Genomic DNA, 13,980 nt, shown 5'->3' with positions numbered 1-13,980 from the left:
ATGCGGCACAATCGGACCGCATACCTCTTGCCGCCAGGATGGACCGGATGAGTGGACCAAGCTTCAGCAGCGACGCGCCCTACGAAACCCATGTGGTGTTGAACCAGCCGCCACCGTTCGCGGGGCGCCAGTTGTGGACTGACGACGTGGCGCTGATGGAAGCCGTGCAACGCGAAGGCGCTGGCAGCTTCGCGCCACGCCTGGCGGTCTATGGCGCGCTGGCCGGCGACGAGGTGTACCGGCTCGGCTTCGATGCCAACCGTGATCGCCCACGCCTGCGCACGCATGATGCGCAGGGTCATCGCATCGATACGGTGGAGTTCCACCCGGCCTATCACCAGTTGATGGAAACGGCGAAATCGCACGGTGTCGCCGGCTTGTCCTGGCATGAACCGCAACCCGGCGCGCATGTCGCGCGTGCGGTATTGAGCTACCTGCACCACCAGGCCGAGGCCGGCACCAGTTGCCCGCTGACGATGACCCATGCAGCAGTAGCGGTGCTGCACGCGCAGCCGCATCTGGCCGAGTGGGCACGCAAGGCCGCAGCGCCGGTCTATGACCCGCGCGACGTGCCGGTGGCTGACAAGGCCGGCATCACCCTGGGCATGGGCATGACCGAGAAGCAGGGCGGCTCGGATGTGCGCGCCAACAGCACGCGCGCCGAACCGATCGATGGTGAGCGCTATCGCCTTGTCGGCCACAAGTGGTTCTTTTCCGCACCGATGTGCGATGGCTTCCTGGTGCTGGCGCAGGCGCCGGGAGGACTGACCTGCCTGCTGATGCCGCGCCGGCTGGCCGACGGTGACCGCAACGCGTTCCGCCTGATGCGGTTGAAGGACAAGCTCGGCGATTGGGCCAATGCCTCCAGCGAAGTCGAGTTCTGCGGCGCGCAGGCATGGCGGGTGGGCGAGGAGGGGCGTGGCGTGGCCACCATCATCGGCATGGTGATGATGACCCGCCTGGATTGCATGCTGGGCGCAGCGGCGGAAATGCGCATGGCGTTGGCGCAGGCGTTGCACCACGCACGCCATCGCCGCACCTTCGGCAAGCTGCTGGTCGAGCACCCGTTGATGACCAATGTGCTGGCCGACCTGGCACTGGAATCGGAAGCGGCCACGGTACTGTCGATGCGCATCGCACGCGCGGTGGATCGCGCAGGCGTGGATGCCAACGAAGCTGCGCTGGCACGGGTGGGAACGGCGCTGGGCAAGTACTGGCTGTGCAAGCGCGCGCCGGCCTTCGTCAACGAAGCGCAGGAATGCCTCGGCGGCGCAGGCTATGTGGAGGAATCGATGCTGCCGCGGCTGTACCGGCAGGCGCCGTTGAATTCGATCTGGGAAGGCAGTGGCAACATCCAGTGCCTGGACGTACTGCGCGCGCTGGCACGTGAACCGGAGGCACTGGCGGCGCTGCGCGCCGAGCTGGCAGCGGTGGCCGATCGTGATGCGCGCTACGCAGCGGCATTGCAGCGTTGGGCAGCGGCACCGGCACCGGATGAGTCGCAGGCGAGGCTGTTCTGCGAGCGCACTGCGCTGCTGTTGCAGGCAGCGTTGATGTTGCGGGCGGGCAGTCCAATGGCTGAAGCGTTCGTGCGCAGCCGGCTGGAAGGGGAGCATGGGCTGGTGTTCGGGACGCTGCCGGCGGGTGTGGATCTGTCGGCAATGCTGGCGCGCGCGCTGCCGTAGGGCGGCCAACGGCGAAGCCCCTCGTGGTTGGCGCTGATACTGATGGGTGGGCCGCGCGGGTAGGTCGCGCAGGGGGCGCCGTGAATACGTTCTTGTAGGCTCGGGCGCGCCATCCATGGCGCTTACGCCCCTGCGCAACCTACCCGCGCGTCCTTGGACACTTTCCGTACGCGTCCAGCACGGAATCAACAGAAAGAGCAGAGAGCGAAAAGCAGAAAAGCCGCGGCAGTGCCGCGGCTTTTCCTGTGGCGCCGAGCCGATGCCCGGCTGCCTGTACGCCTCAGTGCTTGGCTTCTTCCCTGGCGGCGTTGGCCTTGGCGTCATTGGCGACATCACGCGCCTTGTCAGCAACCTTCTGTGCGGCGTCCGCAGTGGCGTCGCTGGCATGTGCAGCGGCGTCGGTGGCCGCAACCTTGGCCTTGTCTGCGGCGTTTGCGGTGGCGTCTGCGGCCTTGTCCAGTGCCTGTTGGGTATCGGCGGCGGCCTGCTCGGAAGCGGCAGCGGTCTTATCGGCAGCGTTGCGGGTGGCTTCGGCGGCCCTGTCCACGGCGTCACGGGCGGCAGCGCCGGCGCTGTCGGCGGCCTGCTGCGCGTCCTGCTTGGCCTGTTCGGCTTCCGGACCCTTGCAGGCGGCCAGGGCCAGCAGCAGGGAGGCGGCCAGCAGCGTGGTGGTGATCGGGCGAATCTTCATGGCGGTCTCCGGTACTGCAATGGATGGGGACGCCAGCCTATTCATGCCGTTGTGAAGACGGGGTCGCGATCCGAGGCGCGCGCAGGCAGCAGGCCAAAGAAAAAGCCGCTGGCGAACCAGCGGCTTTTCCAGAACAGCCTGAAGAAAGAAGTTATTACTTCTTGGCTTCTTCAGCAGCGTCCTTGGCCTGCTCAGCGGTAGCTTCGGCAGCCTTGGCAGCGTCCTTGGCTTCGCCAGCAGCAGCGTCGGTCGCGGCAGCAGCGGTGTTGGCAGCAGCGTCGGTCGCAGCGTCAGCAGCGGTGGCGGCGGTGTTGGCAGCCTGCTGGGCAGCGTCGGCGGTCTGGGCGCCGGCAGCGGCGGCCTGGTCGGCAGCAGCCTGGGCTTCGGTGGCGGCTTCGTTGGCCGAAGCAGCGGCGTCCTGGGCAGCTTCCTGCTTCGAGCAGGCGGCCAGGGCCAGAGCCAGGGACATCGCGACCAGCAGCTTGTTGATGCTCATTGTGTAAATCCTCGTCGTTAGAATTAGGCAACGCGCATGCTGCGCGCCGACAACATGATGACAAGCCAAGATTGGGTGTCAAGCGATCCCGCATTCATTTTTGCGAAATCGTCGTTAAATCTTTTTAAATCAATTCGATGGCGATGGCTGTTGCTTCACCGCCACCGATGCACAGGGTGGCAATGCCGCGCTTGCCACCGCGCGTGCGCAGGGCGTTGACCAAGGTCACCACCAGGCGTGCACCGGAGGCACCGATGGGATGGCCCAGTGCGCAGGCTCCGCCATTCACGTTGAGCTTGTCGTGCGGGATGCCCAGTTCACGCATCGGTGCCATCGCCACCACGGCGAAGGCCTCATTGATTTCGAACAGGTCGATCTGGTCCAGCGACCATCCGGTCTTGGCCAGCAGCGTGCGGATCGCGCCGATCGGGGCGGTGGTGAACCACTCCGGTTCCTGCGAATGGGTGGCGTGGCCGACGATGCGCGCCAGCGGGGTAATGCCACGTGCGTTGGCGTCTTCCTCGGTCAGCAGGACCACCGCAGCGGCGCCGTCGGAGATGCTGGAGGAGCTGGCGGCGGTGACGCTGCCGTCCTTCTTGAAGGCCGGGCGCAGGGTCGGGATCTTGGCGATGTCGGAGCGGCCGGGTTGCTCGTCGGTGGCGACCTCGACCTCACCCTTGCGGGTGGCGACCTTCACCGCGACGATCTCGTCGGCGAATGCCCCATTGGCCTGTGCGGCCTGTGCGCGCTTGACCGATTCGATCGCATAGGCGTCCTGTTCCTCGCGGCTGAACTGGTACTTGTCCACGGCGCATTCGGCGAATTCACCCATGGCCTTGCCGTCGTAGGCGTTGACCAGGCCGTCGTGGGCCATGTGGTCGATCGCCTGGAAGTTGCCGAAGCGGTTGCCCGTGCGCGAGTTGGGCAGCAGGTGCGGGGCGTTGGACATCGATTCCATGCCGCCGGCAACCACGATGCTGGCCGAACCGGCCTTGATCAGGTCATGGCCGAGCATGATGGTCTTCATGCCCGAGCCGCACACCTTGTTGAGGGTGGTGGCACCGGTCGACAGCGGAATGCCGGCGGCGATCGCCGCCTGGCGGGCGGGCGCCTGGCCGAGGTTGGCCGGCAGCACGCAGCCCATGAGGACTTCAGAGACGTCGCTGGCCGGCACGCCCGATTGTTCCAGGGCGGCCGCGATGGCGGCCGCGCCGAGGGTCGGGGTCGGCACGCCGTTGAACTGGCCGAGGAAGGAGCCGATGGCGGTGCGCTTGGCGGCGGCGATGACGATGTTGGACATGGCAATCTCGTTGATGCGTAAGCAATGTTCGGAAAGGAGACCGAGGACGTTGGAAGCGCCGCGATTTCCCGGCAGACTGCGTGGGGGTCGACCCAAGTATAGAGGGTCGGGGAGGGCCGCCGCTGGGCGGCACCGCATGCCTGCCGGGATGTAGGCAGGCCAACGTTCATGGGAAGGAATCGATGGAACGCACGATGATGGTGAGGTCGGCGCTGGCGTCGGCGCTGGCGATGGCATTGACGGCATGTGGTGGCGGCGGAGGCGGCGGCAATGTCCGCATCGATCCACCCCCGACCACCCCGACGCCCCCGACCACGCCCCCGCCGACCACACCGCCTCCGGCCAAGCCGCAGGAGCCGGCCTTCGACGCGCACCTGTCCGTGACCAATGCGCGTGCCGCACAGGCCGCCGGCCTGACCGGGCAGGGGGTGCGCATCGGCATCGTCGATTCGGGCGTGCAGCGCAACGCAGTGGCGCTGAACGGGCGCGTGGTCGCCAACCTCAACTACATCGACCCCGCCCGCAACAACCTGCAGGTGGACGACGTGGTGGGCCACGGCACGGCGGTGGCCAGCCTGGCCGCGGGTGCTCCGGTGGGGTCCTGGCCGGGCGGCATCGCTCCCGGCGCACAGATCGTTTCGGCGCGGATCATCACCGACAAGCCGCCCGTCGATGACGGCAGCGGCAAGGGCAATTCCTTCAGCGGCCCACTGGGCGTGGCGCAGGTCCACCAGGACCTGATCAGCTACAACGTGAAGGTGATGAACAATTCGTGGGGCGGCCTGTACTGGACCGACCTGCCGACCACCGCGCAGGTGGCGGCCGAGTACCGACCGTTCGTCATCAACCATGGCGGCCTGGTGGTGTTCGCGGCCGGCAACGATGCGCGCCCCGAGCCGAGCAGCCTGGCCGCGCTGCCCAGCCAGCTGGGCGTTGCCGGCTCGCTGCCGGCGGCCGATCTGGAGCGCGGCTGGCTGGTGGCCACTGCGGTGGATCCGTATGCACCGGGCACGCTGGCCAGCTACGCCAATGCCTGCGGCCAGGCCGCGCGCTACTGCCTGGCGGCGCCGGGCAGCGCGGTCTATCCCGATGCCAACGGCGGCAGCTATTACTGGAACTACGGCACGTCCTTCGCCGCCCCGCTGATTTCCGGCGCCGCCGCCCTGGTCTGGCAGCGCTACCCGTACTTCGACAACAACCTGGTGCGGCAGACCCTGCTGGGCACCGCCAAGGACATCGGTGCGCCCGGCGTGGATGCGGTGTTCGGCTACGGCCTGCTCGACATCTCGCGGGCGATCAAGGGGCCGGGGCGCTTCGACTGGGGCGATGTGGTGGCCAATGTCGATGCGCCATCGAGTGGCTCGCTGTGGAGCAACGACATCGTCGGCAGCGGTGGCCTGGTCAAGCAGGGCGGGGGAACCCTGGTGCTAGGGGGCAACAACAGCTACAGCGGCGCCACCCGCATCGAGCGCGGCATCCTGTCACTGCAGAACGGCAGCGTGATCCGCTCCAACGTGACGATCCTGGCGCAGCCCGATCCGGATTCGACCGGCCTGCAGTTCAATGGCGGTACGCCGCGCGTGATCGGCAATGTGGTCAACGGCAGCAGCGTGTTCCTGACCACCGGCAGCACCACCGGCACCATCGAGGGCAACTACACCCAGCAGGCCGGCGCGCAGCTGATGATCGCGCTCGGTGCCAATGCGCTGCAGGTCACCGGCAACGCCACGATCAACGGGGGCGTGCGCGTGCACGGCTTCGTCTCCGGCTATGTGCCGCAGAACGGCAGCCGCCAGGACCTGATCCACGCCGCCGGCGGCCTCAGCGGCACCTTCAGCAGCCCGGCCACCTCCAGCGGCCTGCAGGGCCTGTCGCTGCTGCAGAGCAGCTATGGCTATGACAGCAACAACGCTTGGTTGAACCTGACCCAGGTCAGCGTCACAGCGGCAGCGACCGGGCTCACGGCCTCGGCGCAGTCGGCTGCGCAACGCGTGGACAGTGCGTTCAGCGCGCTTGATGGCGATACGACGCTGCAGGGCTCGGCCTTCGGTACGGCCGCCGGTGCGCTGCAGTGGACCGGCGGTGGCAGCAAAGGCCTCGAGGCCAGTTTGCAGAGCCTGTCCGGACAGGCGCATGCGCGGGCCGAGTCGGCCACCTTCGACAGCATCGACATGTCACGCCGCGCGATCGCCGAGCGCTTCGATCGCGTGCAGGCGGCGCCGCGCCTGCGCGGGGCCTGGCAGAGCGCGCTCGGCGAAGCCGGGCAGGGCAGTTTCGCCGGCAATGCCGCCGACAGCCGTGGTTGGATGGCCGGCCAGGACCTGCCGCTGGGCAGCAATGGGCTGATGGGTGTGGCCTTCGGCGAAACCCGCAGCAATGGTGGCAGCAGCTTCGGCGGTGATCGTGGGCGTGATCGCCAGGCGCAGGCGCAGCTGTACGCCGGCTGGAACCTGGGCCGGGGCTATGCGCTGGCGCAGGTCGGCAGCGGCCAGTTCACCCGTGCGCTGGATCGCCAGTTGCTGCTGGGCGCCGGCGCCTACGGTGTCTCTGCACGTTACGGCGGACGTTTCAGCAGTGCCAGTGTCGAAGGCGGCTATCGCTTCGGCAACGCGGGTGCGTCGTTGACACCGTATCTGGGCGCAAGCACGACGCGCGTGGATACCGATGCCTTCAACGAACTGGGCGGGTTCGGCTTCGGCCTGCGTGGCGATGCCAACCGCGTACAGCGCAGCCAGATGCTGGCCGGTATCCGCGGCGAACGTGGCTGGGGGCGCTGGACCCTGCGCGGGCATGCCGAATGGCAGCAGCGGCTCGATGGTGCCGATGCGGACTGGCAGGCCAGTTTCGTCGGCGTTGATGCATGGGCGCCACTGGCGGGCTGGAACGCGCCGCGCGGCAGTGCGTTGTTCGGCGTGGCACTGGAGTCGTGGTGGGGCCGCAACGGCCGCCTGAGCCTGGGCTTCGACCAGCGCGTCGGCGGCGAAGGCGCGCGCCAGGCGGCGTTGCGCTACAGCACCGGCTTCTGAACGGGCGGTCGCGCCGGGTCGAAAGGCCCGGCGCGCCATCGGCAGGCTCAGCCGCCGCGCAGGTTGCCCAGGCGCGGGGTGCTGCGGCCCAGCGGCATCTTCAGCTTGCCGATCGACAGGATACGGCTTTCGGCGATGCGGTCGGCTGCCCGCTGCGGCGCGATGTTCTCGCGTTGCGACAGTTCGAAGATGCGGGTGAGGTTGTGGTAGATGCTGCGGATCAGGCGCATCGCGCGTTCGCGGTTGTAGCCATCGATCTCCAGCGACACGTTCATCACGCCGCCCGCGTTGACCGCGTAGTCAGGTGCATACAGGACGCCGCGCGCATGCAGTTCATCGCCGATTTCCAGGCTCGACAGCTGGTTGTTGGCGGTACCGCAGATGATCTTCGCCTTGATCCGCGGCAGGGTGTCGGCGTTGATCGCGCCTTCCAGCGCGCACGGTGCGAACACATCGGCGTTCACTTCGTGGATCTCGTCCGGCTTGACCGCTTCGGCGCCGAAATCGCTGACCGCGCGATCAACCAGCGCGCTGTCCAGGTCGGTGACATACAGTTTGGCGCCGCGATCGCGCAGCAGCTTGACCAGCTCCATGCCGATGTGGCCCAGGCCCTGCACTGCGATGCTGGTCTTGCCCACTTCCTCATGGCCGAACTTGAAGCGCATCGCCGCCATCAGCGCCTGCAGCGCACCGTAGGCGGTGAACGGGGCCGGATCGCCGGAGCCGCCATGGACCTGGTGCACGCCGGTCACGAACTGGCTCTCCAGGTAGATGTTCTCCATGTCGTTGACGTCGGTACCGACGTCCTCGGCGGTGATGTAGCGCCCTCCCAGCGAGTCGACATAACGGCCGAAGGCGCGGAACAGTACTTCAGTCTTGTCCACCTTCGGGTCGCCGATGATCACCGCCTTGCCACCACCGACGTTGAGGCCGGCCAGCGCATTCTTGTAGGTCATCGTCCGGCTCAGCCGCAGCACGTCGGCCAGCGCCTCGTCGGTGCTGGCATACGGACGCATGCGCACGCCGCCCAGGGCCGGGCCCAGGGTGGTGTTGTGGATGGCGATGATCGCCTGCAGGCCGGCATCGTGGTTGTGGCAGAACACCACTTGTTCGTGGCCGGTGGTGGCGAGGGTTTCGAATAGCATGGCGTCTCCGATGGCGCGAACAGCGGCGAACTGCAGCGAACGGCCAGTGAACGGTAGGGTCCCAAAAACAAAAAAAGCGACGTCGTCATGGCTGGGGGACGGGTCGCGCGGCGCCATTCTAGTCCATTCCCCTGGCCGGTGCCGTCGACATCGCATGCCTTCCGGTTAAAGAAGATGAAAATGCGGCCGATGCTGCGACGACGGCGGGTGGCCGGATTCGCGTGAAGAGGCAGGCGGTCAGTGACGGCAAGGGCACCACAACGACAGGGCAGGCGGCGATGACAGCGGCCTGGTGGCGATCGCTGCGCGGCTGGCTGGCGCGTTCGACCGGGGCGGCACCGTCGCGGCTGGTTGCTGCGTCCCGCCAGGCGGTGGCCGCCGCAGCGGCGAGCCTGCAGGGCGAGGCGCTGCCCCCGGCCGAGATCGCTGCACATCTGCAACGTGGCCTGCATGCGCTGGCCCTGTACCCGCGTCTGGCCGGTGAATCCACGCCGGTGCAGGCCGCAGGGCTGGGCGAGGCGGTGGCGCGCGCGCTGCAGGACCGCAACTGGGCGGCCAGGCAGCTGCCCCGCCGGCCGCAACTGCTGCCGCAGCTGATCCAGACCGTCAACGACGATGCCGCCTCAGCGCGGGTGATGGCCGCGATCATCGGCCAGGACCCGGTACTGACCGGCAACCTGCTGCGCATCGCCAACAGCCCGGCCTACAAGGTGCATGAGCGCCCGGTCGAAAGCCTGCAGCGGGCGGTGACACTGGTGGGTACCGAAGGCGTGCGGCAGATCATCAGCGCGGTACTGGTGCAGCCGGTGATGCAGGTGCAGTGCGAAGTGTTCCCGCAGTTCAGCGCGATCATCTGGGAGCACGCGCTGCTGGCCTCGCGCGCGGCCGCCGATCACGCACGTACGGTCACCTTCGGTGATGCCTTCGCTGCGCAGTGGCTGGGCCTGGTGCAGGGACTGGGCGCGTCACTGGTAATGCGCCAGCTGCTGCAGGAAGCGCAGGCCCGCGGCGAGGCCGTGGAGCCGGCGTTGGCCCTGCAGCTGCTGCAGCAGTGGTCGTTACCGTTGGCGCAGCGGGTCGCCGCCGCATGGGAGCTGCCTGAACCGGTTCACCAGGCCCTGGCGGTGGATGCAGAAGGGGCGCTGGCCGACAGCCTGCGCCTGGCCAGCGCCGCCGCAGCGGCCAGCCTGTTGTGCCGCCATGGGCATGCCAGCCAGAGCCGCATGCTGGCGCTGCTGGAGCAGCTGCCTTCAGCGCCGCCGCATGCATTGCGCTGGATCTGGCGGCGCCTGCATGGGCGGAGCGTGGAAACGCTGGATGAGGCCGGACAGGACCAGGCCGGCCCGGCCGCCTGAGTGCTACAGCTGCGATTCGACAGGCAGCCAGCTGATGGCCCGCGACAACCAGCGTTTGCGCGCCGTTGCCCCTGGCTCGGCCTCGACCCAGTGCGGTGGCGGCTCGCGCTCCAGCCAGCGCAACCGGCCACGGTCGTCCAGCGCCAGCCACCAGCTATGCCTGGGGTCTGCCAGGCGCAGGTACTCATCGCGCAGCCGCGCCCCCAGCACCGGGTCGTCGAACAGTACGCCCATTTCGGTGTTGAGGTAGGCCGAGCGCGGGTCGAGGTTGAACGAGCCGACGAAGCCGCGGCGGTCGTCGACCACGAACGCCTTGGTGTGCAGGCTCGCGCCGCTGCTGCCGAACATGCCGGCATCGCCGGACTGCCCCTGCGCCTTCAGTTCGTACAGGTGGACGCCCGCTTCGAGCAACGGCACGCGGTAGCTCATGTAGCCGCCGTGCACGGCAGCGACGTCGTTGGCAGCCAGTGAGTTGGTCACCACGCCGACCTGCACGCCCCGCCCGGCCATGGCCGAAAAGCCATCCAGGCCTTCGTCGCCTGGCACGAAGTAGGGCGAAATCAACAACGTTTTGTGCCGGGCGGCCTGCAGCTCGCTGATCAGGGTCGACACCAGCCAGGCAGCGCGATCATCCTTGCGATGCTTCATCGGCGGGTCCGAGACGATGCGCACTGCACTGCTCCAGTGCAATGGCTCGGGACTCGGGCGCTGCCGCTGGCGTGATTCGGCCACGCGCGCGAGGTAGGGCCGGGCCACGTCCCGCTGCGCCTCATGATCCGATTCGCGCACCAGCAGGCGCAGCTGCGCATCGGTACGGAAGGCAAGCGCGGATACCGGAATGGCGGCCTCGCTGTTCCAGTAGTCGTCGAAGATCCGGTTGGCCTGCTCCACGGCAGGGCCGGCGACCAGCAGGTCCAGATCCTGGAAGTTCACATCGGTGCGCGCGCTGAAGTACTCCTCGCCGATGTTGCGGCCGCCGACGATCGCGACGCGACCATCGGCGATCCAGCTCTTGTTGTGCATGCGGTGGTTCACGCTGAAGAAGCGTTGCACCATCTCCACCACGCGCAGGATGCCGGTCCGGTTGCGGAACGGGTTGTAGAGGCGGATTTCAATGTTGGGGTGCCGGTCCAGCGCCATCATCAGCGCGTCCTTGTCCTTGGCATTCATGTCATCGAGCAGGATGCGCACGCGCACACCACGCTCGGCGGCGTCATGCAGCGCCTTGGCCATCAGGTGGCCGATCAGGTCGTCGTGCCAGATGTAGTACTGCAGGTCGAGGCTGCGGCCAGCGTGCGCGGTGATCATCGCGCGCGCGGCGAAGGCATCCATGCCATCACTGAGGAACGCTACGCCTGATTGCCCGGGATGCGCGTCCTGCAGCGGTACGATCTGCTGGTCGATGCGGGTCTGCGCCGGCTGCAATGGCAGTACATGCGAGGGCGCGCCCTGTGCCTGTGGCGTGAGATGGTCGGCCAGCAGCAGCCCGGACAGGACCAGCAGCAACAGCGCGGCGAGGATGATTGCAGCGACGCGCAACAGGCGTCGCCACAGGGGCATGGGCAGGCTCATGCCTCGATGGTAGATCCACGCCCTGCGTGAAGGAATGCCTGCAGGATCGATAGGGCATCAGCGCGCTTGCCTTCGGCAACGGATCCGACCCCGGGGCGTCAGGATGGGGGCGGACCCGTTTCCGCAGGAAAGGGCCCTGACCCGCAGGCCTCAGAACCGCTCGTCGCTGCCCAGGTAACGCCACTGCGCCGGCGGCAGCGGCCCCAATGCCACGCGGCCGATGCGCAGTCGGCGCACGGCCAGCACCTGCAGCCCGGCGGCGGTCACCGCCACGCGCAGCCCCTTGGCGGTCAGCCCCTTGCCGGCAAAGCGCAGGCGCTGCTCGCTTTGCCAGCTGACCTTGGCGCCGCCGGATTCCTGCTGCAGCCGCGCCAGCAGCCACGGTCCTCGCTCGGGGCCGCCTTCGGCCACTTCGATCAGGTATTCCTGTTCGGTGCGGCCCAGATTGCGCTGTAGATGGGCCAGCGTGGCCGGATCCTGGCTGACCACCACCAGGCCGCTGTCGCTGGCCGGAAGCGCAGCGGCCAGCTGCAGGCCGTGGAAATGGCGCTGCAACGGACGGATGTCGCTGGCATCAAGTTCGCTGCGGCTGTCACTGCTGACCAGCGCACACAGGGTCTCAGCAGCAACGCCGGCCGGCTTGTGCAGCAGCATGCTGACCCGCTCGACCTTTTCATCGCTGGCCTGCTCGGCCACGACGATCACCACGCTGTCATCGACCGGGCGCTGCGGCTGTTCCACCACTTCGCCGTCGACCGTTACCCAGCCGCCTTCGATATAGCGCCGCGCTTCGCCGCGGGGGATGCCGAGCAGGGCGGACAGGCGTTTGTCGAGACGGATCGGTTCCATGGCGGGCAGGTCGGGCAGGGGGCGCGCAGTGTAGCTGCTGCGGCCGGTCAGCGCTGGCTGCGGTTGGCCAGCTCGGTCAGGTACAGACGGGTATCGAACTCCAGCTGCAGGTAATCCGGTTCCATGTGTTGGCACAACTGGTAGAAGGCCTTGTTGTGGTCGGCTTCCTTGAGGTGGGCCAGCTCATGCACCACGATCATGCGCAGGAACGCCGCGGGTGCCTGGCGGAATACGGTAGCGATGCGGATCTCGCGGCTGGCCTTGAGGCGGCCACCGTGCACGCGGGAGATGGCGGTGTGGGTGCCCAGCGCGTGCTTGATCACTTCCAGCGTGTTGTCGTAGCAGACCTTGTTGAGCGGCACCGACTTGCGCAGGTAACGGTCCTTCAGCGCCTGGGTGTAGTCGTACAGCTGGCGGTCGCTGCGGACCTCGTGCGGGTCGGGATAACGCTGCTGCAGCCAGGGGCCGAGCTTGCCCTGCGCCAGCAGTTCGCTGACCTGGGCGACCAGGGGTTCGGGGTAGCCGGTGAGGTACTTCAGGACTGCCATGCAGGGGCGGCGGGGCGTCGGTAGAATGGAAGCATCCAAGATTACACGCGGTACGTACCGACCATGGCAAAGCCCAACGCGCTGCAGGAACAATTGCTCAAGGCCGGTCTGGCCAAGAAGTCGCAGGCCAGCGCCGCCGCGCGGGAGCAGGCCAAGGCCCGCCAGGGCAAGGCCGAATCGGCCTCGGCCGAGGTCCAGCGTGAGGCTGAACGTGCCCGTGCCGAGAAGGTCGAGCGCGACCGTGCGCTGGCCGCCGTGCGCAATGCCCAGGCCAGGCAGGCGGAACAGAAGGCGCAGGCGAAGCAGATCATCGCGGCCCATGCAGTGCCCCACAAGGGCGATGACGAGTATCGCTTCAGCGATGGCGCGGCGATCCGCACTCTGCTGATCGACCCCAAGCTGCGCAAGGCGCTGTCGGTCGGCGTGCTGGTCATTGTCGCCAATGGCGAGGGCTACGCCCTGCTGCCACGTGCTGCTGCCGAGAAGGTGCGTGAGCGCGCCCCGGAGGCGATCATTGTCGACCATGGCCAGCCGGGCTCGACCGCCGAGATCTCCACCGGCAACGCCGAGGACGACGCCTACTACGCCCAGTTCCAGGTGCCGGACGACCTGATCTGGTAAGCAAAAAAGGGGACGGAGGGGATTAAGTCGCAATCGGCTTGATCGAACCCATCCGCACTCTGTTCGTCTTCCTGAAGAGCAGCCGAGCGTGGCTCGGCTCTACATTAAGGCGTGCCTTTTTGCCGGGGTGTATTGTCTCCATATCAGGCGACACACCTGCGGAGGAAGACCATGGCCACTGGTTGGGCGGGAGATGGCGCGGTCCAGGACCAGATCGACGCCACCGTCGACGATGCGATCGCCCGCGCGCGACGCCAGCTGCGCGAGGGCCCGGGTCTGGAGCACTGTGAGGAATGCGACGCGCCGATCCCGTTGGCGCGGCGCCAGGCCGTGCCCGGTGTCCGGCTGTGCGTGGCGTGCCAGCAGGCGCATGACGACGAAGAACAGGCGCATGCAGGCTACAACCGGCGTGGCAGCAAGGACAGCCAGTTGAGGTAAAGGTTGTTCGGCAGGGCTGCGCCCTGCACCTGCTTGGAGCAACGGCAACGGCAAAAGCGTGCTATCCGTGGGATGGCGGGGTGGGTCCGATTGAGGGGGACGCTGCAAGTACGTCCATGTAAGCTCGGTCGCCGCATCCATGCGGCTCACGCCCCCTCAACCGGACCCACCCCGCCTTCGACAGATTTCCGCGATCTGTTGGAACCTGCTGCTGATGGTGGGGGGGGGGGGGGGGGGGGGGGGGGGGGGGGGGG

General features: G+C 67.7%; 12 protein-coding genes. 5 read left to right on the top strand and 7 right to left on the bottom strand.

What is annotated here, in order from left to right; translation table 11 throughout:
- The first annotated feature begins 47 nt into the window (after positions 1-47).
- On the top strand, positions 48-1,685 hold the full coding sequence (locus ACM0PY_RS20040; RefSeq protein WP_235646712.1) for an acyl-CoA dehydrogenase family protein: 1,638 nt from the start codon (positions 48-50) through the stop codon (positions 1,683-1,685).
- Positions 1,686-1,965: 280 nt separating this feature from the next.
- On the opposite strand, the gene ACM0PY_RS20035 is transcribed toward ACM0PY_RS20040, so the two are convergent.
- The 3 genes from ACM0PY_RS20035 to ACM0PY_RS20025 all read right to left on the bottom strand — a co-directional run bounded on the left by ACM0PY_RS20035 (position 1,966) and on the right by ACM0PY_RS20025 (position 4,172).
- Complete coding sequence (locus ACM0PY_RS20035; protein WP_088496748.1) at positions 1,966-2,376, bottom strand: hypothetical protein; 411 nt, start codon at positions 2,374-2,376, stop codon at positions 1,966-1,968.
- A gap of 154 nt (positions 2,377-2,530) precedes the next feature.
- Positions 2,531-2,872, bottom strand: a complete 342-nt coding sequence (locus ACM0PY_RS20030; protein ID WP_005418203.1) for a hypothetical protein — start codon at positions 2,870-2,872, stop codon at positions 2,531-2,533.
- A gap of 124 nt (positions 2,873-2,996) precedes the next feature.
- A complete protein-coding gene (locus ACM0PY_RS20025; RefSeq protein WP_049413060.1) occupies positions 2,997-4,172 on the bottom strand; it encodes a thiolase family protein in 1,176 nt (391 codons plus the stop codon).
- 182 nt (positions 4,173-4,354) lie between these two features.
- On the opposite strand from ACM0PY_RS20025, the gene ACM0PY_RS20020 reads away from it, so the two are divergent.
- Complete coding sequence (locus ACM0PY_RS20020) at positions 4,355-7,198, top strand: autotransporter serine protease (RefSeq protein WP_180884540.1); 2,844 nt, start codon at positions 4,355-4,357, stop codon at positions 7,196-7,198.
- A gap of 47 nt (positions 7,199-7,245) precedes the next feature.
- Here the strand turns inward: ACM0PY_RS20020 and ACM0PY_RS20015 are convergent, their stop codons facing one another.
- Positions 7,246-8,343, bottom strand: coding sequence for a Glu/Leu/Phe/Val dehydrogenase dimerization domain-containing protein (locus tag ACM0PY_RS20015; protein WP_072169099.1), 1,098 nt, complete (start codon positions 8,341-8,343; stop codon positions 7,246-7,248).
- A gap of 278 nt (positions 8,344-8,621) precedes the next feature.
- Here ACM0PY_RS20015 and ACM0PY_RS20010 point away from each other — a divergent pair, with 278 nt between their 5' ends.
- On the top strand, positions 8,622-9,698 hold the full coding sequence (locus ACM0PY_RS20010) for an HDOD domain-containing protein (RefSeq protein ID WP_180884613.1): 1,077 nt from the start codon (positions 8,622-8,624) through the stop codon (positions 9,696-9,698).
- 3 nt (positions 9,699-9,701) lie between these two features.
- Here ACM0PY_RS20010 and ACM0PY_RS20005 read toward each other — a convergent pair whose 3' ends face one another.
- From ACM0PY_RS20005 to ACM0PY_RS19995, 3 genes are all read right to left on the bottom strand, one after another.
- A complete protein-coding gene (locus ACM0PY_RS20005; protein ID WP_235646711.1) occupies positions 9,702-11,258 on the bottom strand; it encodes a phospholipase D family protein in 1,557 nt (518 codons plus the stop codon).
- Between the two features lie 162 nt (positions 11,259-11,420).
- Positions 11,421-12,119, bottom strand: a complete 699-nt coding sequence (locus tag ACM0PY_RS20000; protein ID WP_180884544.1) for an RNA pseudouridine synthase — start codon at positions 12,117-12,119, stop codon at positions 11,421-11,423.
- 47 nt (positions 12,120-12,166) lie between these two features.
- Positions 12,167-12,667 carry a M48 metallopeptidase family protein gene (locus ACM0PY_RS19995; RefSeq protein WP_072169103.1) on the bottom strand — a complete coding sequence of 167 codons (501 nt, stop codon included), beginning with the start codon at positions 12,665-12,667 and terminating at the stop codon, positions 12,167-12,169.
- A 63-nt stretch (positions 12,668-12,730) separates the two neighbouring features.
- On the opposite strand from ACM0PY_RS19995, the gene ACM0PY_RS19990 reads away from it, so the two are divergent.
- Together ACM0PY_RS19990 and ACM0PY_RS19985 are read left to right on the top strand one after the other, a co-directional pair.
- A complete protein-coding gene (locus ACM0PY_RS19990; RefSeq protein ID WP_180884546.1) occupies positions 12,731-13,288 on the top strand; it encodes a DUF2058 domain-containing protein in 558 nt (185 codons plus the stop codon).
- A gap of 171 nt (positions 13,289-13,459) precedes the next feature.
- On the top strand, positions 13,460-13,726 hold the full coding sequence (locus tag ACM0PY_RS19985; RefSeq protein WP_010482865.1) for a DksA/TraR family C4-type zinc finger protein: 267 nt from the start codon (positions 13,460-13,462) through the stop codon (positions 13,724-13,726).
- The last annotated feature ends 254 nt before the right edge of the window (positions 13,727-13,980 follow it).

It is taken from the genome of Stenotrophomonas sp. BR163 (assembly GCF_047520985.2).
GTDB classification, from domain to species: Bacteria; Pseudomonadota; Gammaproteobacteria; order Xanthomonadales; family Xanthomonadaceae; genus Stenotrophomonas; species Stenotrophomonas sepilia.
The sequence above is the reverse complement of the archived record's forward strand: the minus strand, read 5'-3'. Positions and strand labels throughout refer to the sequence as shown.